The organism is Trinickia mobilis (genome assembly GCF_017315705.1).
Classification (GTDB): Bacteria; Pseudomonadota; Gammaproteobacteria; order Burkholderiales; family Burkholderiaceae; genus Trinickia_A; species Trinickia_A mobilis.
The window spans coordinates 77,653-97,122 of the sequence record NZ_JAFLRF010000008.1; the positions used below are offsets into that span (position 1 = coordinate 77,653).

21 protein-coding genes are annotated in these 19,470 nt (G+C 64.1%); 7 read left to right on the forward strand and 14 right to left on the reverse strand.

Translation table 11 applies throughout. The features are described from left to right. Nucleotides 1-200: 200 nt before the first annotated feature. The 3 genes from J3489_RS13280 to J3489_RS13290 all read left to right on the forward strand — a co-directional run bounded on the left by J3489_RS13280 (nt 201) and on the right by J3489_RS13290 (nt 1,294). Complete coding sequence (locus tag J3489_RS13280; RefSeq protein ID WP_242540000.1) at nt 201-464, forward strand: hypothetical protein; 264 nt, start codon at nt 201-203, stop codon at nt 462-464. A 90-nt stretch (nt 465-554) separates the two neighbouring features. Continuing rightward, nucleotides 555-827 carry a hypothetical protein gene (locus J3489_RS13285; RefSeq protein WP_206998667.1) on the forward strand — a complete coding sequence of 91 codons (273 nt, stop codon included), beginning with the start codon at nt 555-557 and terminating at the stop codon, nt 825-827. A 236-nt stretch (nt 828-1,063) separates the two neighbouring features. Continuing rightward, a complete protein-coding gene (locus tag J3489_RS13290; protein ID WP_206998670.1) occupies nt 1,064-1,294 on the forward strand; it encodes a hypothetical protein in 231 nt (76 codons plus the stop codon). Nucleotides 1,295-1,341: 47 nt separating this feature from the next. Here J3489_RS13290 and J3489_RS13295 read toward each other — a convergent pair whose 3' ends face one another. Further along, nucleotides 1,342-1,587 (reverse strand): hypothetical protein, encoded by a 246-nt coding sequence (locus J3489_RS13295; protein WP_206998671.1) that lies wholly within the window; start codon nt 1,585-1,587, stop codon nt 1,342-1,344. Nucleotides 1,588-1,680: 93 nt separating this feature from the next. Beyond that, nucleotides 1,681-2,202, reverse strand: a complete 522-nt coding sequence (locus J3489_RS13300; RefSeq protein ID WP_206998676.1) for a lecithin retinol acyltransferase family protein — start codon at nt 2,200-2,202, stop codon at nt 1,681-1,683. A 510-nt stretch (nt 2,203-2,712) separates the two neighbouring features. Here J3489_RS13300 and J3489_RS13305 point away from each other — a divergent pair. Next, nucleotides 2,713-3,003 (forward strand): hypothetical protein, encoded by a 291-nt coding sequence (locus J3489_RS13305; protein WP_206998677.1) that lies wholly within the window; start codon nt 2,713-2,715, stop codon nt 3,001-3,003. Nucleotides 3,004-3,031: 28 nt separating this feature from the next. After that, nucleotides 3,032-3,799, forward strand: a complete 768-nt coding sequence (locus J3489_RS13310; protein ID WP_206998679.1) for a PP2C family protein-serine/threonine phosphatase — start codon at nt 3,032-3,034, stop codon at nt 3,797-3,799. A gap of 646 nt (nt 3,800-4,445) precedes the next feature. Here the strand turns inward: J3489_RS13310 and J3489_RS13315 are convergent. From J3489_RS13315 to J3489_RS13355, 9 genes are all read right to left on the reverse strand, one after another. Further along, complete coding sequence (locus J3489_RS13315) at nt 4,446-5,813, reverse strand: sigma-54 interaction domain-containing protein (RefSeq protein ID WP_206998681.1); 1,368 nt, start codon at nt 5,811-5,813, stop codon at nt 4,446-4,448. Next, the gene (locus tag J3489_RS13320; RefSeq protein WP_206998684.1) at nt 5,810-8,899 is read right to left on the reverse strand and encodes a peptidase domain-containing ABC transporter; all 3,090 of its coding nucleotides are present in this window, start codon (nt 8,897-8,899) and stop codon (nt 5,810-5,812) included. The genes J3489_RS13315 and J3489_RS13320 overlap by 4 nt, the downstream gene beginning before the upstream one ends. Nucleotides 8,900-8,917: 18 nt before the next feature. Continuing rightward, a complete protein-coding gene (locus tag J3489_RS13325) occupies nt 8,918-9,670 on the reverse strand; it encodes a peptidylprolyl isomerase (protein WP_206998687.1) in 753 nt (250 codons plus the stop codon). Nucleotides 9,671-9,684: 14 nt separating this feature from the next. Next, nucleotides 9,685-11,163: a beta-barrel domain-containing protein gene (locus tag J3489_RS13330; RefSeq protein WP_309491370.1), complete on the reverse strand. Its 1,479-nt coding sequence runs from the start codon at nt 11,161-11,163 to the stop codon at nt 9,685-9,687. Beyond that, complete coding sequence (locus J3489_RS13335; protein WP_242540001.1) at nt 11,141-13,042, reverse strand: FHA domain-containing protein; 1,902 nt, start codon at nt 13,040-13,042, stop codon at nt 11,141-11,143. Before J3489_RS13335 ends, J3489_RS13330 begins: the two co-directional genes overlap by 23 nt. A 221-nt stretch (nt 13,043-13,263) precedes the next feature. Continuing rightward, complete coding sequence (locus tag J3489_RS13340) at nt 13,264-14,667, reverse strand: efflux transporter outer membrane subunit (protein WP_206999024.1); 1,404 nt, start codon at nt 14,665-14,667, stop codon at nt 13,264-13,266. A 203-nt stretch (nt 14,668-14,870) separates the two neighbouring features. Continuing rightward, nucleotides 14,871-15,134, reverse strand: coding sequence for a hypothetical protein (locus J3489_RS13345; protein ID WP_206998693.1), 264 nt, complete (start codon nt 15,132-15,134; stop codon nt 14,871-14,873). Between the two features lie 271 nt (nt 15,135-15,405). Beyond that, nucleotides 15,406-15,846, reverse strand: a complete 441-nt coding sequence (locus tag J3489_RS13350; protein ID WP_206998696.1) for a DUF4399 domain-containing protein — start codon at nt 15,844-15,846, stop codon at nt 15,406-15,408. 55 nt (nt 15,847-15,901) lie between these two features. Continuing rightward, nucleotides 15,902-16,345 (reverse strand): DUF4399 domain-containing protein, encoded by a 444-nt coding sequence (locus tag J3489_RS13355; RefSeq protein WP_206999027.1) that lies wholly within the window; start codon nt 16,343-16,345, stop codon nt 15,902-15,904. A gap of 276 nt (nt 16,346-16,621) precedes the next feature. On the opposite strand from J3489_RS13355, the gene J3489_RS13360 reads away from it, so the two are divergent. Together J3489_RS13360 and J3489_RS13365 are read left to right on the forward strand one after the other, a co-directional pair. Then, on the forward strand, nt 16,622-17,734 hold the full coding sequence (locus J3489_RS13360; RefSeq protein ID WP_206998699.1) for a formylglycine-generating enzyme family protein: 1,113 nt from the start codon (nt 16,622-16,624) through the stop codon (nt 17,732-17,734). Between the two features lie 45 nt (nt 17,735-17,779). Next, entirely contained in the window at nt 17,780-18,202 is a 423-nt protein-coding gene (locus J3489_RS13365; RefSeq protein ID WP_206998701.1) for an HIT family protein, read from the forward strand. Nucleotides 18,203-18,242: 40 nt separating this feature from the next. Here the strand turns inward: J3489_RS13365 and J3489_RS13370 are convergent, their stop codons facing one another. The 3 genes from J3489_RS13370 to J3489_RS13380 are packed head-to-tail and all read right to left on the reverse strand — an operon-like array spanning nt 18,243 to nt 19,396. Beyond that, entirely contained in the window at nt 18,243-18,620 is a 378-nt protein-coding gene (locus J3489_RS13370; RefSeq protein ID WP_206998704.1) for a DUF190 domain-containing protein, read from the reverse strand. Between the two features lie 33 nt (nt 18,621-18,653). Further along, nucleotides 18,654-19,007, reverse strand: a complete 354-nt coding sequence (locus tag J3489_RS13375) for a hypothetical protein (RefSeq protein WP_206998707.1) — start codon at nt 19,005-19,007, stop codon at nt 18,654-18,656. Nucleotides 19,008-19,054: 47 nt separating this feature from the next. Next, nucleotides 19,055-19,396: a DUF190 domain-containing protein gene (locus tag J3489_RS13380; protein WP_206998708.1), complete on the reverse strand. Its 342-nt coding sequence runs from the start codon at nt 19,394-19,396 to the stop codon at nt 19,055-19,057. Nucleotides 19,397-19,470: the final 74 nt, after the last annotated feature.

The window sequence follows — 19,470 nt, forward strand, 5'->3', positions numbered from 1 at the left end:
TCATCTGCGTGACCGAAAGCCGCTCGGCGTGCGCGCCGCGCTCCGCTTGAAAATGCGAAAACCCCCGTATTTCAAGGCCCCGCAGCATTTCTCACGCGTTGTGCGCGCGACTGGCACACCCTATGCGCTATAGGAGCCGAGCCCGCAATACTTGCAGCTCAATCACCTGAAGCCCTACTGACTGCCTTTGGAGAACTGCCATGAAGACCTTGATGATCGAAGACCTCAGCGTCGCTAAAGAACTCGACGGCCGTGCGATGTCCGCCGTGCGCGGCGGCTACCTGCCGGTCGTGTATCCGCTGTTTCCGTCGGTGCATGTCGACACGACGAACTTCAGCGCGTCGCAAGCGATCGGTCAAAGCAACACCATCCTCAACAACACCGGCAACGACGCGGCTTTCGTGTCGAACATCCACTCGACGGTCAACCCGTCGCAGAACGCCCACAACACGATCAACTTCTAAGCACGCGTGCTCGTGCACCTTGAAAGCCGCGAGGCGTTCAAGGTGCGCCACGCCCTCCCGCAACCCATTCGACCCATTCGGAGAAACGCCATGTCAACCCTCGTGATTCACGAACTCGCGCCCGGCTCGGAGCTTGACCGCAAGGCCATGGCCTCGATTCGCGGCGGCACAGGCAGCCTGCTCGGCGGCGGCCTGGGCAGCCCCAATGTCAACGTCGACGTCAACGTATCGCAGAAAATCAATCAATTTCAGAACGTCCAGGTCGACGCGCTCAACAACATCGGCGTGCTCGGCGCCGATCTCGGTCCGCTCAGGCTCAACGTCAGTCCGTCGCAGTCGGCGAACACCGGCTTCGGCTTCTGAGGACCGTTCGAACTCAGGCGATTGGGGCCTCGCGGCCTCAGTCGCCTGTTTTTGCGTTTCCGGCCGGCGCTCTCGTCCAATGATGTGTGCTTAGCGCGTTTCGCACGCGATGGCTTGTCGTTGCCCCGCATGGCGGGCGCCTATACTGAATCGAAGCCCCTGCAAATCTTCAAGCGAATGACGGCGTGCTCGAACGCAATGCCGTTTCGCTATTCCTATTCTGTTCGGGAGGCAACATGGGCACGCTTGTGATCAACGATCTACCCGAAAGCGTCGACTTGGACAGGCAAGCGATGGCCGCCGTTACCGGCGGCTCGATGGTGCAGGCGCATCAGACGATGCTCGCGCCGCAGATGTTTACCGGGCTGCGTATCGTTCGCGGGGGCGTCGGCGTGGGTACCCCTGTCGCCCGCTCGCCGATTGCGGAAGCGGTCGCGCAACGCACGCGCACCACGCTGCTGCGATAACGGCAAAGGCCGCGCAAGCGCGTCCTTCGCTCGCTTGAACGAGGCGCTCACGAAGCGAGCCGCAGCATCGCCGGCCGTTCGGCCGCAGGCGGAAACACGCACCACGAGCCGTCGTCGTGACGGAAGAAGAAGATCGAGAGCGTGCCGGCCGGATGCGCCGTCTCGACGCAAACGTAGCGGCGCCGGTGCAACGGCAGGCGGCTGAAGCGGATCACGCGTGCAGGCGCGGCCGGCGTGGGCGCGAGCCACTTGTCGACCAGCTTGCGTAAGGTGGGTTTGACTAGGGTGTCCATTTGCGTCTCCCGTGTCGACCAGAGTTAGCGCTTTAGCGCTTACTCTGGTCCTATGCATCGTGATCGATCGGCACATGCTCGGTTGGAAAGCGATTAAGCGGCTTGCAGCGCGCAAGCGGCACATTGGGCGTATTGGCGGCGCGCGGCGCGGCGTGCGGCGATCAGCGCGCGGCACATCCCCATCACGGCGCGGGCTGCAACAGCCGGGTGCGTGACGCAAGCGCGGACTTGTTCGCTGCGGCCCTTGCCGCACACACACCACGTGCAGAAGTGTTCGCAGTTGTTCGTCAGCAGCCGGTAGTCGTTTTCACCGAGACGGGAGCGCGCGCGTTCTACGGCTTCGATGCCGGCGTAACGCGCTTGCTGATCTTGAGCGATGAAGACAAGATGTCCTGCCGCGAAACGTTCGAAGGTGACTTCCTCGACCGGACCGCGATGCAAAGACGTGCAAAGACCCGAGTAGTGAATGACTTTGCCGTTGCCGACATAGATGCCGTGATGGCTGTAGCCGGCGCGCTGCGTGACGAGATGGGCGCCGAGAGCGAATTCAGCCTGCGCGGCGTCGCGAACCGCTTGGGCGGTTTCGGCATCGGCGAGTTGAAGTTCGAGGCTCATGGCTGTGTCCGTCTGCGTTTCGATTGGCAACCCGTGCTGCACGTGGGTTTGCTGGTTGCCAACTACTCTGCATCAGGCATGCCAAATAGCTTCGGCCTTGGTGCGACAAGGGTTTGCCAGGCGATGGCCGAATCGGACGCCGCTTTCTGTTGTGGCCGGCCCAACGATTATCAGCGCGCTCTGTTGGGCGGCACGCGTCATTTGGCGCGCGTGGCGAGTCGCTTCGAGGAAGCACACTGCATGAGGCACGCTGTTGGATTGCCACGCACTGTGAATCGCTCGAGTGTTGGCGCCGCAACAACCGTCACGCGGCATGGCGAGCGGCCGACAACCTGCGAGCCACCGCGCGGCGCGCCGCTGCGCCTTCTATGGCACGGCTCGCAGCGAACGGCTAAGCGGCGGCGCTCGAGCGCGAAGACCGGCGCGCCGCATGGTACGGCACTTGCAACGTAAGGCGGGCACGCGGCCTGGCCGCATCTCGATCGCAAACTGCACTTTCGGAGACCCATCATGGCCGCCATCACCATCACCGACCTTCACACGAAACGCGACTTGGACCGCAAGGCCATGTCGCTGATACGCGGCGCGGGCGCGCCGTGGGTCTTCGGCTGGATTCAGCCGTTTGCGCCGCCGGTGCCCAGCGTCGGCCCGGTGGTCAACTTCTTTCAGACCAACAACACCATCTTCGCGAACCAGCTCGTCAATCAGGTCGAAGTGGTCAATGTCAACAACGCGGCGCCCAATTCGAACCTCGTGGTGAGTGCCGGCGAGAACGGGAAGAACAACGGACTCGTCGTGTGAACTATCGCCAAAGATCGAGGCAGGAGCCATGTTGACTCAGTTCAATTGGACGTCGGCCTCGCGCACCGATGTGGGTCTCGTGCGCGAGATCAACGAGGACGCCTGCCTCGATCTGCCCGCGCGCGGCATCTGGGCCGTCGCCGACGGCATGGGCGGCCATGCGGCGGGCGACGTCGCGAGCCGGATGATCGTCGATGCGCTCGCGGCCATCGTCGTTCCGAAGCGCCTCGCGGACTTCGTCGCCGCGGCGCGCGCCGAGTTGCAGACCGTGAACCGCAAGCTGCGCGACGAAGCCGCCGCGCGGCGCGTGCGGACGATCGGCAGCACGGTCGCCGCGCTCTTCGCGAGCGGCAGCCAGTGCGGGTTGCTCTGGGCCGGCGACAGCCGCGTCTATCTGTACCGGCGCGCACAGTTGCTGCAGCTCACGCGCGATCACAGCCAGGTGGAGGAATTGAAGACGCAGGGCTATCTGACGGCCGAAGAAGCCGTCGATCATCCGGCGCACCACTTGATCACGCGCGCCGTCGGCGCGGCGGATTGGCTCGAGCTTGACGAGCACCGCGTCGAAATCTACGACGGCGACATGTTCCTGCTATGCAGCGACGGTCTTTCGAACGAGGTCGACGAGCCCGGCATCGCGAGCGCGCTGGCTGGCGGCGATTGCCAGGAAGCGACGGAAGCGCTCGTCGAAATGGCGCTGCGCGAAGGCGGACGCGACAACATCACCGCGATCGTGATCCGCGCCGACGATCCGTACGCGGCGGACAAGACGCTCGTGAATCCGGCGTTGCCTTAGCTGGCTATTGAAATGGGTTACGGTGCAAACCGGCTTTGCGGGCCGAGCGTTATGGCCACAATCCGCGTGCCGAGCTTCGACCTCTATTCACCGAGCCTGACGTTCGAGCCTCAAACCCACAAATTCGTCAGCTTGCCCCTCGTGTTCCTTCCCTAGACAGAGGAATTCCGCGGTGTGAGGCGCGAGCTCCACGCTCAAACATTCGAATTCCAAGGTGTGAGGGTCGCGCTCCAGCCTTAAACAGTCGAACTCCGAGCTCTGAGCCTCGCATTCCACGCTCAAAGCGTGGACAACTCCACGATCTGAGGCCTGTGTTCCGCCCTCAAAGAGTCGAACTCGGAGGTCCGAGGCTGACGTTCCACCCTCAAAGAGTCGAAGTCGTCGATCTGAGGCTCGGACTTCGGCCCTCCGACAGTCGAGTGCGCCGGTTTTGGGCTCGCGTTCCGCCTTCGAACATTCGAACTCCACGGTCGAGGGCTCACGTTTCCGTCTTCGGCGTTCGAGTTCGACGGTTTGCGGTTCGTTTTCCAGCCTCGGACCCCGGCGCGGGACCCGCAACTTGCCGCAGCTGAGCTGTCGAGGCGGGGTTCGCTGCTCGTGCCCTCTCCGTCTGAAATGTCACCCGCCTCTTCTCGCGACGCGCCGGCTACGCTTCCTTCGCGCTTGCCGCGTCGTCGTGCGCCGCTCGCTCGTGACCGGGCCGCTCGTGGCCCGCCCCGTTCTGATGCCGGAAATCCTTCGAGCGGATGCCGTGCTTTTTCAGCAGCATCTGCAGATGCGAGCGGTTCATCTCGCAACGCCGCGCGAGTTCCGCCACCGTGCCGCCCGTTTCCTGCAGCCCGCGTTCGAGAAACGCTCGCTCGGCTTCGTCGCTCGCTGCGCGCTTCGCTTCGGCCAGCGATGCGGGCGCCACAACAGGCACGACAGCGCCGTCGACACCGGCCGCCTCTGCGCGCATCGCTGCCGCCGCGGCGGGCTTCGGCCGGATGTCTTCGGGAAGATGATCGAGATCCGCCATGTCGCCCGCGAGGCACGACAAGCGATAGATCAGATTGCGCAGCTCGCGGATATTGCCGGGATACGCGTAATTGAGCAGGAAATCGCGCAGCTTCGGCGTCATCTTGATGGGCCGGCGCTTGAGCGCTTCGGCGGCCTCGTCGCCGAAGTACGCGAACAGCAGCGGAATTTCGTCGCGCCGCTCGCGCAGCGCGGGCAGCGTCAAATGAATCACGCTCAAGCGATAGAACAGGTCCTCGCGAAAGAGCCCCTGCTCGCTCATCTGCCGCAGGTTCCGGTTGGTCGCGGCGACGATCCGCGTATCGACGGAAATCGCCTGATCGGAACCGACGCGCTGAATCTCGTGCGCTTCGAGCACGCGCAGCAGCTTCACTTGCCCGGAGAGCGGCAGCTCGCCGATCTCGTCGAGAAAGATCGTGCCCGTGTGCGCGCTTTCGAACTTGCCTTTGCGGTCGCTCGACGCGCCCGTGAACGCGCCCTTCTTGTGTCCGAACAACTCGGATTCGAGCAGGTTATCGGGAATCGCGCCGCAGTTGACCGAGATATACGGCCGGTCCGCGCGCGAGCCGTTCGCGTGAATGACCTTCGCCATCAGTTCCTTGCCCGTGCCGCTCTCGCCGTCGATCAGCACCGGCAAATCGGTCGGTGCCGCCTTTTCGGCGATCTCCAGCGCGGCGAGCAGCTTCGGGTTGTCGCCGAACGTGCCTTCGAAAATGAAGCTGCGATCGAGCAGCGCCTGCCGGCGCTCGCGCGCACTCAAGTCCGCCGCGCGCAGCGCTTCGGGCTCGCGCTCGGCCGCCTCGACGAAGCGCTCCTTGCGCGACAGTTGCAGCACCTCGTCGCGCAGCGTGTTCGACTGGTTCAGGAGCTTTTCGATGTCGGCGCGTTCGAGCCTCGGCGCCCAGCGCAGCGTCGAGCGCAAGATCTCGATCTTTTCGAGCAGGCCCGCGTACGACACCGCCGAGCTGCCCAAGCCATGTGGGTCGAAGAGTTTCATGTGGTGCTCAATTGCTTCTGGACCAATTGGTAATACATGCCCTGGCGCGCGACGAGTTCGTCGTGCCGCCCCGCTTCGACGATCGCGCCCTCGTAAAGCACGAGGATCTTGTCCGCGCGCATGATCGTGCTCAGCCGGTGCGCGATGATGACCGCCGTGCGCCCTTTCAGAATGTCCTGCATGTTCGCGAGGATGTTGCTCTCCGATTGCGTATCGAGCGACGAGGTCGCCTCGTCGAACACGAGCAGCCGCGGATCGTGATACAGCGCGCGCGCAATGCACAGCCGCTGGATCTGCCCGCCCGAGAGCCCCATGCCGCGCTCGCCGACGACTTGCTCGTAGCCGAGCGGCATCTTCGCGATGAACGGGTGGGCGTCGGCCATCTTCGCGACTTCCTCGATGCGCCGGCGGTCCGGACTCGCGTCGCCGCACGCGATGTTTTCGGCAATCGTTCCCGAGAACACGAGGTTCGTCTGCATCACGTAGCCGATTTGCGCGCGGTAGAACGCCTGATCGATCACGTTCATGTCGTAGCCGTCGACGACGATCTTGCCTTCAGTCGGCGTATAGAAGCCGACCAGCAGTTTGGCGAGCGTCGTCTTGCCGGAACCGCTGCGGCCGACGATCGCGATCATCTCGCCCTGCTTGATATCGAAGCTGACGTTCTCGAGCACGTACGGCGTTTCGTTGCCGCCGTAGCGGAAATAGACGCCGTCGAGGCTGATGTCGCCTTGCAGATCCGGCAGGAGCACGCGCGAAGCGAAATCGGACGGTTTCTGCTCGGGCTCGATATCGAGCACGTCGCCGAGCCGTTCCATCGCCACCGCCGCGTCGTTCATCAGGCTCCAGAGTCCGACGAGCCCCATCAACGGCGCAAGCACGCTGCCCATGAACGCGTTGAACGCGATCAACTGGCCGATGGAGAGTTCCTGCGCGAGCACGAGGCTCGCACCGACCCACAAGATCACGATCGTCGTCGCCGCATTGAGCAACTGACTGCCGAGGCCGACGAGGATATTGAACGCCTGCGCGCGGTACTGGACTTCCAGGGCCTTCGCGTACTTGCGTTCCCACTTGAGCCGGACCGGCCGCTCGATGCCCATGCCCTTCACGGTCTCGATGCCGCCGAGCGTTTCCATCAGCAGCGACTTCGCCTCGGTCGACGCCGTGAACACGTCGCGCGCATAGCGCTTGATGCGCGGCGTCGCGAGCGCCGTGAGCGCCATGATCGGAATGACGAACGCGATCAGCAGCAACGTCATCTTCACGTTGTACAGAAACATGATCGTGAAGTAGATGAAGATCATCAGCAGATTGAGCGCCGTGGTGACGGTCGACTCCGTCAGGAACGCGCGGATCGTCTGGTTCTCCTGGAAGCGCGCGAACACGTCGCCGGTCTTGCGCTTCGCGAAGAACGAGAACGGCAGCGACATCGTGTGCTTGAAGAACTGCGACATCATCGAGAAGTCGAGATTGCGCACCATGAAATTCGACAGATGCGCGCGGATCGTGATCATGAGCTGCGTGAACAGATTCGAAATCACGAGGCCGATGATGAGCAGATTCAGGAGGCTCACGTTCTGGTGGACGACCACGCCGTCGAGTATGTTCTGGATGATGAGCGGCGGCACCACGCCGAGCATCTGGATCACGAATGTCGCAAGGAACAGGTGCGCGAGGATCTTCTTATAAGGCGCGAGGTAGCCGATGAAGCGCACCCACGGCGAGCGCGACGCGGCCTGCTGGGTCGCCGTTTCGCCTGCGGTGAAGAGCAGGCACGTGCCGCCCCAGCCGCGCTCGAATTCTTCCACGGAGAGCTTCCGGAAGCCGAACGCCGGGTCCGCCACGCGCACCCAGCGCTTGCCCATCCCGTACACGATGATGTAGTGGTACCCCTCCCAGTGCGCGATGAACGGCAGCTCGAAGCCGAGCATCGCTTCGAACGTGCATTGGACGCCGCGCGTCGTGAAGCCGAGCGATTCGCCCGTGCGCGCGAGGCTCTCGAGCGTCGCGCCTTGCGTCGTCACGTTCGCGAGCTCGCGCAGCTTGCCGAGCGTCATCGGAATGCCGTAGTGCCGGCAGATCATGGCGAGGCACGCCGCGCCGCAATCCATCTCCTCGGCCTGCTCGACGAGCGCGAACCGCTTGATGACTTTCTCGCCGAATTCGGGCTCCGTCGCGAGATCGAGAATCTCCGGGCGCTTGCGGTGTGCCGCGAGCTTCTTTTGACGCTGCAGTTCGCGGTCCACGAAACGAATGCGCTCCTCGAGCACTTCCCGCAGCTTCGGATTGCGCTCGAGAATGAAGTGAACGGTCTTCTCCGGAATGACCAGCAAGCGCGTATCCGCGCTGGCCGTCACCGTCGCCTGCTGCTCCTGGCGCAACACGCACGCCCGCTCGCCGAAAATCTCACCGGCGCCGAGCGTCGCGAGCGGATAGTCGACGCCGTCCTCGCTGCGCACGAGGCGCACTTCGCCTTGGCGCACGACGTAAAGGCGCAGGTCTTCCCGCGAGCCCTGCTTGATGATTTCCTTGCCGGCGGCGACGCGCTTCACGCCGACGCTCGACACATATTCTTCGAGTTCGCTCTTGTCGAGCTTGCCGCGCAGATCGAAGAGCCGCGCGACGAAGCCCCCCGCCGAGCTGATCGCCACATAGCTCGTCACGAACGACTGCGCGGCCGGGTTGGCGGCGATCATGGGCGCGAACGCGCTGCGCGCGATGAACAGCAGCTCGACTTTCGACGACGCCCGCACCGACGCCTCGTGCCAGTACTCGCGCAGCACCGCGATCTCGGCCAGCACCTCGCCCGTCTTGCGCACGCCGAGGCTGGTTTCCTTGCCGTGCTCCTCCGTAAAGAGGCGCACCGAGCCCGTGCGGACGACGAACAGTCCCTCCGCGCTCTCGCCGCGATTGCAGATCGTCTCGCCAAACGCAAACGTGCGCGTGCGCGCCTCGCTCGCGAGACGTTCGAGCTCTTCGCGCGAAAACGGCGACAACAGTTCCACCGACGAGAGGAAATCCGCCAGCGATTGAGCGGCGGCGCCCGGGGCCGTATTGGCAGGAACCGGTGCTTGTGTGTCCATGGATCCCAACCCTCGCCGTCAACGCGCTTCGATGATGTGTTCCTGCGCCCGCGCGGCGAGCCAGTCCTCGCGCAACAGGCGCCGCACCTCGGACTCGACGTCCTGATCGAGCGTGGCCGGATACTTGGCCCTCACCGAGAAGATCTCGAAGAACGCGCCGTCCGGCGCCTCGAACGGCCCGAGCAGGTCGCCGACTTGCGCGTTGAACACTTTGGCTTCGATGCCGGTCTTGAGCGACCCGCGCAAGACCTTGCCGATCAAACCGCCGCGCTCGCGCGTATCGGCGATCGAATGCTCGCGCGCCATCTCCTCGAAGCTGTCCGGATCGTCGGCGAGGATCGACATCATCTCCTTGGCCTGTCCCTCCGATTCCAGCACGATGTGGCTCACTTCGATCGCGTCGAACTTAGGCGAATTGAGCTTGAAGTACGCTTCCACCGCCGCGTCGTTGCACACCTGGTCGAGCATCTTTTCCTGATACAAGGCATCGGTGATGAAGGCCTCGAACTCGTCCAGGCTGACGCCGAACACGTCGAGATAGCGGTTCATGTCGGCCGCGCGATGCAGGTTGCGCACGCGGCGGAACTGGTCGGCGCGTGCCTGTATCTCTTCGGCCGTCACGCGAATGCCGAGCTTCTTGGCCGCAATGACCGTGAGCCGGTCGCGGACCTGCTGTTCGACGAGGCCCTCGAATTGCCCCGTGAGTTTCAGCAGGCGAATGAAATCGTCCGTGCCGATCACCTCGTCGTCGATGCGAACTATTGACGTCATGTCTTGCTCCCTTCTTATCCTGCTATCTGCCGGAACGGGTCCAGCGCGAAATCGATCAGGCGGCGTTCACGAACCACGATCTCGGCGGTGGCCGTCATTCCGTAGCGCAACGGGTATTTCGTCCCGGCGACCGAGTAGTAATCGCGATCGAGCGTGACACGGCCCTCGTAAACCGGCTGCTTCGCCGCAACGGATGGCTTCGTCGCGGGCGAAATGTATTCGAGCGTGCCGCTGACGACGCCATAGCGCTGATACGGAAACGCGTTGAACTTCAGCTTGACGGGCAGCCCCTCGTGAAGAAACGCGCGATCCTGCTCGGCGATTTCCACCTTGACGACCGGCCGCGCGTTCGCCGGCGCAATGCCGCCTAGCGGCGTGTTCGCCTGGATCTTGTCGCCGGGCTGCGTCGTCGTGACGTCGGTGATCACGCCCGAGACGGGGGCCAGCACGAGCAGGAAGTTGTCCTTGTCGATGTTTTCGAAGCGGATGCGCGCGGCCGCGTCGGCGGCAAGACGCGCGGTCTGCACCTGCAGGCGCAGCTTGTCCTCGGTGTTCGCGATCTCGCGCACGGTCGCGTCGTACTCGATGCGCAGGTTCGTGAGCGTCTCGCTGCTGCCTTCGAGCTGGGCCTTCGCCTGCGCGAAATCGTGGCTTTGTTGCGCCTCGAGCTGGGCGAGCCGCGCCTGCGCAATCCGCAGGTTGTTTTCGGCTTCGAGAAACGCGCTCTTCTTCTCTTGGACCTGCGTTTGCGACACGCCTCCGCCGCCCGGCGACGCGAACAGGCGCTGGAACTTGTCCTGCTCCTCTTTCGCGAGATCGCGCGCGTGCTGCGCGTTGTCGATGTTGCTGCGCGCCTCGTCGAGCTGCGCCTTCTGCGATTGCGCGAGCTTGCTCGTGCCCTCCGCGATGCGGTTTTCGTGCAGATGTTCTTCCACGTCGATCTGCTGTTTCAGCGCATCGGCCTTGCGCTCCATCAGTTGCTTCTTCTCCGGAAACTGCTGCCATTCGCGCTCGGCATCGTCGAGCTTGAGCCGCGCGTCGAGCGCATTGGTCGCCGCCTCGATCGCGCCGCGCGCGTTGATGCGGCCGATCACGTCGTCCTTCTTCACAGGCTGCCCTTCGGCGATATAGATGTCCGCGAGTTCGCCGTCGACGGGGGCATAGATGCGGCGCACCTCCGATTCGGGTGCGAGCGCGCCCGGCGCCGAGACGATCACGTCGGCGCGACCGATGCACGACCAGACGAGCGCCGAGAAGACCAGCGCGACCATCACGATCACGGCCGCCTCGATGAGGCGCAACGGCTGCGCGGTCAGGATCGCGATGCCTTCGGCGCTGTGGTCTTCGAGCGCTTCGCTTAGCGGCTTGAGCGGCTTGAGCGGCTTCAGCGACTTCAGCGACTTCAGCGACTTCAACGGCTTGAGCGGCTTCAGCCGCTTCAGCCGCTTGAGCATCTTGAGGTTGAGGCGCTCAGGGGGACGGTCGGGCGTCACGGCCGTCTCCAGTGGAGGTCGTCGCTAGCTTTTCGAGCTTGGGCAGGCGCGCCTGGAACGGCGGCGTCGCGAAGCGGAGCTGCTTCAAGGCGTCGGCCACGGCCTGCGTATTTCCTGCCCGCGCGTCGCTTTCGATCTGCTGGTACTGATGCAGGTCGCTGCGCACGCTATCGAGCCCCGCGAGCCGCGGATAGCGTTCGCTGTAGTCGTCGAGCATCGCCGGCAACGGATCGAGACGATCGTCGTCGAGTGCCGTATCGATGGCGCTCTTCAAGCGCTCGGCCGCCGCTACGTAGACCGAGTCGTCGCTTTCGAGCTTGCGCAGATGGCTCAACGCGTCGGCATACGGCGCCGCGAAATCGGGCACGTAGGAAGCGATCCGATCGAGCGCATGCTGGTGGGGATCGGGGTCGTCGTTCCAGCGGTCGACGAGCGAACTGATCACCGGTTCGTCCTTGAAGATGCGAATCGGCGCTTCGGCGCCGCCGCGCCCCGCCCAGTACGCTTCCAGGTCGCCCATCCAGCCGAGCTCGGCGACGAGCGGCTGCGCATCGCCGTTGTGCCGCGCGAGCGCCTGCATCTCGGCGACGATCGAACGCGCGCGGTCGAACTCGTGCGCCTTTAGCGACGCAAGCCAGTCGGGCACCTTCGATTTCATCAGCGCCTCCCCGCCTGCCGCCTCGAATGCCGTATCTCCCGGATGCCCCGCGAGATACTGATCGGCCATCTGCACGGCCGTCGCATAGCGCCCGGCGTCCAGCAGCGCCTTGATGTCGCGCTGCGGGGCGCCGCGCACGTACAGCGCCATGACCAGCACGCAAAGCCCGCCGAGCCCGGCGCCGCCCCATTTCGCCAAACGCCGCAAATCGGGCTCGCCGCTGCCGCCCAACGCCGCGCTCAACTCGGCGACGAACACCGCGAAGCGATTGCCCGCGCGGCGCTTCTTCGCTTCGTGCTTCAGTTCCTGTGCGTGCGATGCGTCCGGGTTCACCTCGTCTTCCTGCTTCAAAGCCGGGTCGACGCAGAAGATGTCGAGAAACGAGTGCGCGGTCCCGACAAACGTCGTGCGCTCCGGATCGATGACGGGCGCGGCCGGGGCTTCGGCCTTCACCTCGGTCGAGCGTTCGGTGCGTTCGGTGCCCTCGCCGCCGGCCTTCAGCTTCGTCACGGTCGGATCGGCAACCGGTCCGCGATGGACCCCTGCACGATAGACGAAATGGTTGCCGCCAAATGCAAGCGTTTCGCCGTCGTGAAGCGCGAGCGCGCTTTCCGCCAGCCGCTTCCCGCCGACGAACGTGCCGTTGGTGCTGCCGAGATCCTCGACGAACACATCGCCGTCGCGCAGGAAGAGGTGCGCGTGGCGCCGCGATACGTAGTTCACTTGATGCGGGTACGCGTCCTTGTAGCGCGCGAACGTGTCGTCGGCCTTGCTGATCAGGAACGGGAAGCCGCTGATGACGATGGGCTGCAGGCCCAGGTCGTCGCGCTCGGGCGTCAACGTGACGACGACCGATTGCGGCAACGGCCGCGCGGCGCGCGGCAGCAATTCGACGCGATAGGCAAGCACGCCGGCAAAGCGGATCTCGTCGCCGTTATGCAGCGGATGCGGCTTTTGCCGGACCTCGACGCCGTTCACCGTCGTGCCGTTCTTGCTGCCGAGATCCGCGATATACGCGATGCCGTGCTCGAAGAAAATGCGCGCATGCCGCCGCGAAAGCTCGGCGACGACCTCGGCGCGCGCCGACGCAAACGGCGTTTCGGCGCGCCCCACCGCGAACAAATCGCTGTCGATGCGGATTTCGCCGAAGGCGTCGCTGAACTCGGGATGCAATATGGGCTTGAGCACGATATCGAAGCGCCTCTCGAGTGTCGTTCGCATTTCGGCAATCGGAACGTCGTCAGGAGCCATGGTTCGACACAACGATCAGCGTTTATCCGCCATCCCGCCGTCTCTATCGGACGGGCGGTGCAGCAACCGATAAACCACGTGGAGACTCAATGCCGGAGCGGCAGCGCGGGGAGTGTTAGAAAAGTGTAGGCGACGCGTCACGGTAGTCAATTGGCGGTGGCCAAGCACGCTTGCGGCGCCGCCGGCGATGTTCATTTCAGCGCTTCGCCCGCGGTGTCGTTGCTCGCGTTCTGCACGGCCACGTCCGGCCAGCCGCCGCCGATCGCCTTGTAGAGCGTGACGGTATCGGTGAGGATCTGCTGCTGGTTCTGCAGCAGTTCGAGTTCGGCCGATGCGAGCGTGCGCTCCGATTCGAGCACTTCGAGCTGGGACACGACGCCCTCCTTCAACTGCGCTTCGATCTGCGCCGCGACGACCCGCAGATGCTCGTTCTGCTGCGTCAGCTCGATGCGCTGCTTCTTGTGCGCATCGAGATTCACGAGTGCGTTCTCCACTTCTTCGAAGGCGGCGAATACCGTCTGCCGGTATTGCTGCTCGGCAACCTGGCTTTGTGCTTCGGTCGTCTTGATGTGCGCCTTCACGTCCGGGTCGAGCATGGGCAGATCGATGCTCGGCAGGAAGCTGAACGTGAACGTCTTGAACAAATCGGAGAGCTTGAACGCCGCGGTACCGCCGCGGCCCGTCAGGCTGATGCTCGGCAACTGCGCGAGCTTCGCGGCGCCGATCTGGTCGTACGATTCGAGAATGCGGTACTGCGCCGCAACGACGTCGGGCCGGCGCGACAGCAATTGCGCGGGCAGGCCCATCGGCACGTCCGGCACCTTGACGCGATCCTGCAGGTGGCCGGCGGGCATCTTGAATTCGCCGGCGGGCACGCCGACGAGCGTCGCGAGCGCGTTCTCGGCGAGCTCGCGCGAGCGGTGCAGGTCGATCAGTTCGTTAGCGATGCCGTTGACTTCGGCCTTCTGCCGCAGCACTTCGGTCTGCGGCACGACGCCGTTCGCGTACATCGATTGATCGATCGCGAGGATCTGCTTGTTCTTGTCGAGCGTCTTCTGCTCCTGCGCGATCTGGTCGTCGAACTGGAGAATCTGGAAGTAGGTGCTCGACACGTCCGCGACCAGCGTCAGATAACCCGCGCGCCAGTCGGCTTCGGATGCGTGGTATTCGGCCTTTTGCGCCTGCACGCCCTTCTCGACCTTGCCCCAGATGTCGATATCCCAATTGACCTGCGAGCCGAGGTCGAACGTCTTCGTGAGCGGCGTGCCCGTGGTCTTTTCGAAGTCGACGCCCGCGCCGAGATCGGCGGAAGGCAATGCGCCCGCACGCGCTTCGCCGATCTGCGCGCCCGCCACCTGAATGCGGGCCGCAAGAATCTTGATGTCGACGTTGCCGTCGATCGCTTTTTTCACCAGCGCGTCGAGATACGGATCGTCGAATGCCTTCCACCAATCGGGGTTGACCGTATCCGCCGCCGAAACCGGGCGCTGCGTATGCGCCCACGTATCCTTCGCCGGCATGTCAGGCCGCCTGTAGTCGGGAATGCTCAGGTCCATGCAGCCGCACAACACCGTCGCGCAAACGCCGGCCGCCATCGCGTGCTTGACGAACGCCTGCACGAGGCCGCTGCGAATCCGTGCATGAGCCGAACCGGTCGGGGTGTTCACGATCTGCTCCAGAAGAGGTGGGACGTGGGTGCCGCGGGAAGGAAGCTGAAGATCTCAGAGGGCGCGCGTGTGTGTGTCGGCCCCTGGCGTGCCGTGGAGGTTGCTCGGCAACCTCCGCGGCTTTGCATCGATCAGAAATTGATCGTGTTGCGGGCGTTCTGCGACGGGTTGACCGTCGAGTGGATGCCCGAAGCGAACGCGACGTCGTTGCCGGTGTTGTTCTCGATGCTGTTGCTTTGGCCGATCAGCTGGGTCGCGCTGAAGTTCGTCGTATCGACATGCACCGACGGAAACACCGGATACACGACCGGCAGGTAGCCGCCGCGCACGGCGGACATTTCACGGCCGTCGAGTTCTTTGGCGACGGCGAGGTCTTCGATCATCAAGGTCTTCATGACAGTTCTCCAAATGTGAGAGAGAGGCTTCGGTGGATTGAGCTGCAAGTGTTGCGGGCTCGAGCCTCATACTGCATAGCGTGTGCCAAGCAAGCTGGCGCGTTTGCGCGAATCGCGCAGACGCCCGTCAATGCTGGGCCTTGCGGAAAGGGAGAACGACTCGGGGAATGCGCCGCAGCGGCGCGACGACAACGAGTGAAGGGGTTTGACCAACAAGCGGGGCGTGAAGTGTTGCCGCCGCGGCAACACTTGCCGCGCAGACCCGCTGACCTCACTTCACGTAGATCGTGATCTTCTTCGAATAGACCGGGGGATTGTGCGGCACGTGATTGAAGTCGCCCATCAGCAGTTGCAGTGTGTGCTTGCCGGGAGGCAGCTCGAGCGTGGTCTCGGTCTGCCCTGCGCCGAAGTGCAGATGATTTCTGTCGGACGGTATCTGCTGATCCATCGGCGGCAGGTCGGTGTCGATCAACAGGTGATGGTGGCCCGTGTTCGGAAATTGGACGCCCACCGGCGCCACCCCCATGTAGCGCAGCCCGAACCAGACGCGAAACGGCTTGCCGGCCGGCAGCACCTGCCCATCGTTGGGCCAGCCGATATAGACGACGGCGCGCGGATCGGCCGGCGTGGGGCCGGCGAACGCGACGTTCGCGAAATTGGCGACGCTGGCCGAAATCAGCAAGGCGGCGGCTAACGCAAATCCCTTTTTCATGGCGTTGACTCCCGGTTCTTCGTAGAGGCCGAGTCGGGCCAAAGCGCGGCGCCCGCTATTTGACGGTGATCGTGATCTTCTGCGAATACACCGGCGGGTTGTGCGGCACGTGGTTGAAGTCTCCCATCAGGAGCTGCAGCGTGTGCTTGCCGGGAGGCAGCTCGATGCGGGCTTCGGTCTCGCCGGCACCGAAATGCAGGTGATTTCGGTCGGACGGAATCGGCTGGTCCATCGGCGGCAGATCGGTGTCGATCAGCAGATGGTGATGCCCCGTGTTGGGCCGGTCGACGCCCTTCGGACAGACGCTCATGTTGCGCAGGCCCATGCGCACCCAGAACTTGCCGCCGGAAATCACCGCGCCGTCATACGGCCAGATGATGTACACCTCGGCGCCGGGCGGGGACGGCGTGGGTCCGGCCAATGCCGTGCACGGCAGCATGACGCCGGTGGCCCAGGGAAGCGTGGCGGCGATTGCGACAAGCATGGTTCTTCTTTGCATGACCGTGCCTCCCTTCAAGTCCTTTACGTCCTTGATGTCCTTGATGTCCTTGACAGCCTTCATGCCGCGTCGCGGTTGCGGCCGCGCCGCGATTTATAGCTTAGGACGTAACGCGCGCGAACCCTACCTCGCGATGCCGGCAAGAACCCTATTCTCGCTAATACCCATATCCGTATGACGCGTATTCAAGCGCAGACTATTCGTTCGTCTTTAGTCAAAATCTGCTGCTATCGTTGTTGAAGGGGATGCGCGATGCCGGATACAAGGAGACTGAACATGTGGCGAAGACTCTTTCCCGTATGCCTGTTCGCGTCGCTCCTCGCTGCGTGGCCGGGATGGTCGCAAGGGGGCGTACTGCCTAAAGACAGCTCGGAACAATACGAAATCACCTTCTGGGATTCGATCAAGAACAGCACTTACCCGGGCGATTACGAGGCGTATCTGAAGGCTTATCCGAACGGGCGCTTCGTGCCGCTCGCGCAGGCGCGCCTCGAGCGGCTGCGCGCCGCCGCGTCCGCAGGACAGGCGGCACACCCGCCGGCAGCGCAGACTCCCACGGCGCCGCTTGCCCCCGCGCCTGCTCCATCAATGAATACGCAAGCGCCCTACGGCGCGGCGCCGGCGGCGCCCGCGCCCGCACCCGCTAAACCCGCCGCACCCGCGACAGCCGGCGCGCAAGAAATCAAGGACTGTCCCGCCTGCCCTGCGCTGATCGCGGTCAATCCCGGCGCGTTCACGATGGGCAACAACACGGATGATCCGTCGGAGAAGCCCGCGCATCACGTCACGATCGGCCACCCGTTCGCGCTCGCGAAATACGCGGTCACGGTCACGCAATGGAAAGCCTGCGTCAGTGCGGGAGCCTGTCCGCAACTGTCGAATGAAAACAACTCGGGCCCGAATACGCCGGTGCGCGACGTGAGCTGGGACGACGCGCAGCAATATCTGAAGTGGCTGACGAAAATCAGCGGCAAGTCCTATCGCTTGCCGACCGAGGCGGAATGGGAATACGCGGCGCGCGGCGGCACCTCGACGCGCTACTGGTGGGGCGACACGATGAAGAAAGGCGACGCGAACTGCAAGGGCTGCGGCGACCCTTGGCATCCCGACGCGCCCGCCGACGTCGGCACGTTCGCCGCCAATCCCTACGGCTTCTACGACATGAACGGCGGCGTGTGGGAGTGGGTCAGCGATTGCTGGCACAGCTCGTACAAAAACGCGCCGGCCGACGGCCGCTCATGGGACGAACCGATGTGCGAAGTGCGCGTGATTCGCGGCGGCTCGTGGAGGGACGACGCGAGCTACATGCTCTCGTCGACGCGCTTCAAATACGACGGCAGCGTGCGCGATTCGGAGAACGGGTTTCGCGTGGCGCGCGACATGAAATGAGGTAATGTCCCGGTTCGATACTGTCCAACGCGCCCCGGGAGCACCATGACCTACGACAGCAACAACCCCTTCGCAAAAATCCTTCGCGGCGACGCCCCTTGCGTCAAGGTGTGCGAGACCGACGACGTCCTGGCCTTCATGGACTTGATGCCGCAATCCGATGGCCATGTGCTGGTGTTGCCCAAGGAACCCGCGGCCACCCTCTTCGATTTGTCCGACGCCGCGGCCGAAGCGAGCATCCGCGTGGTACGGCGCGTCGCGCTTGCCGTGCGCGCGGCGCTCTCGCCCGATGGCGTCTTCGTCGGGCAGTTCAACGGACGCGCCGCGGGCCAGACCGTCGCACACGTGCATTTCCACGTGATCCCGCGCTGGGCCGATCAGCCGCTGCGGATGCACGCCCGCGTGGTCGCCGATGCGGCGGAATTGGAAGCGCTCGCCGAGCGCATTCGCGCGCATCTGCGCGATTGAGCACACGGCTCAGCACGCCGCCGAACGTGCAACTGAACGCCTACGACCGCCCGATCAGCGAAAAGGTCTTGTGCGCTTTGTGAGCCTTCGCGTCCTCGCTGTCGTCACCGCCGATCACGCCGAACTCGATCGGAAAGCGCGTGTAGAAAACGTGCACGTTCTCGGCGCGCACCGCGTCGAGCATGCGCTCGGCCTCGTCTTCGGTGACCGCGAGAATGATCTGCAGCGGCTGGTCGGCCAGCTTGAGCACGTGCGCCGCATGATGGGCGCCCGCGTGTCCGATGCCTTCGGCCGCGCTGATGACCGTCGCGCCGTGAATACCAAGCTGGCGCGCCTCGTGCAGGAGCCATTCGCAGACGGTCTGATGACCGTGCTTGCGATTCTGCTCGGTGTAGAACGTCAGTTGATAGCCGTTCACGATCCCCTCCGCCCGCCGCGCATGCGTCGGCGTCTATGCAGCGCCATGCTCGCGCTGCGCGAAGCGAATCGCTTCGGCCAGCACCGGCGCGATCTCGTCGACGCGGTCGCGCTCGATCCGCAACTCGACCCACTCGTTCATTGCCGAGCGGCCGTAAGGCTGAAATGCGAACGCGCGGCCGCTTTGCACGAGCGCCGCCGCACGCTCGGCGGGCAGCTTGATGCCGAGGCCGCTGCCGTACACGCAGAACGCAATGCGGCGCCCGACAAAGGCCGCCGGACAGCCGAACATCGCCCCTTCGTGCACGGGCGCATCGATGTCGCGGACTTCATTGAAGGCCGCGTCGAATAGAAACCGGTCATGCAAGAGCCTGGGTGTCGAGTTCATGCTCTTCTCCTTGTCGACCCGTGCAGTGCCTGCACGCGCTTTGCGAATCACGCTCCTTCGCGCGAAGTTCGCTCCGCCCCGATGACCTCGTACTCGATCGGATACCGCGTATAGAAGAGGCGGACTCCGCCTTGCCGCAAGCTGTCGAGTAGTCCATCGATCCGGCCGTCCTCGGCGGCGACCGTAACCGCCACCGGTTGATCGGCCAATTCGAAAAAGCGTGCTGCGTGGTATTTGCCGTGCGTGCCGTATCCTTCGGTCACTTCGATGACGGTCGCGCCCTGAATGCCCGCCTTCGTGGCTTCGTCGAGAATCCAATCGACCACGGTCTTGCGGTTCTTGCGGTGGCTCTGATTCGCCGCGTACACCGTCAACTGGCTGCCTTTCATGGAACACTCCGATGGATCGGCATGAACGCGCGGTCGGCGCATCGAAGCGCGATCCGGCAGGCAAACTCGCGGGG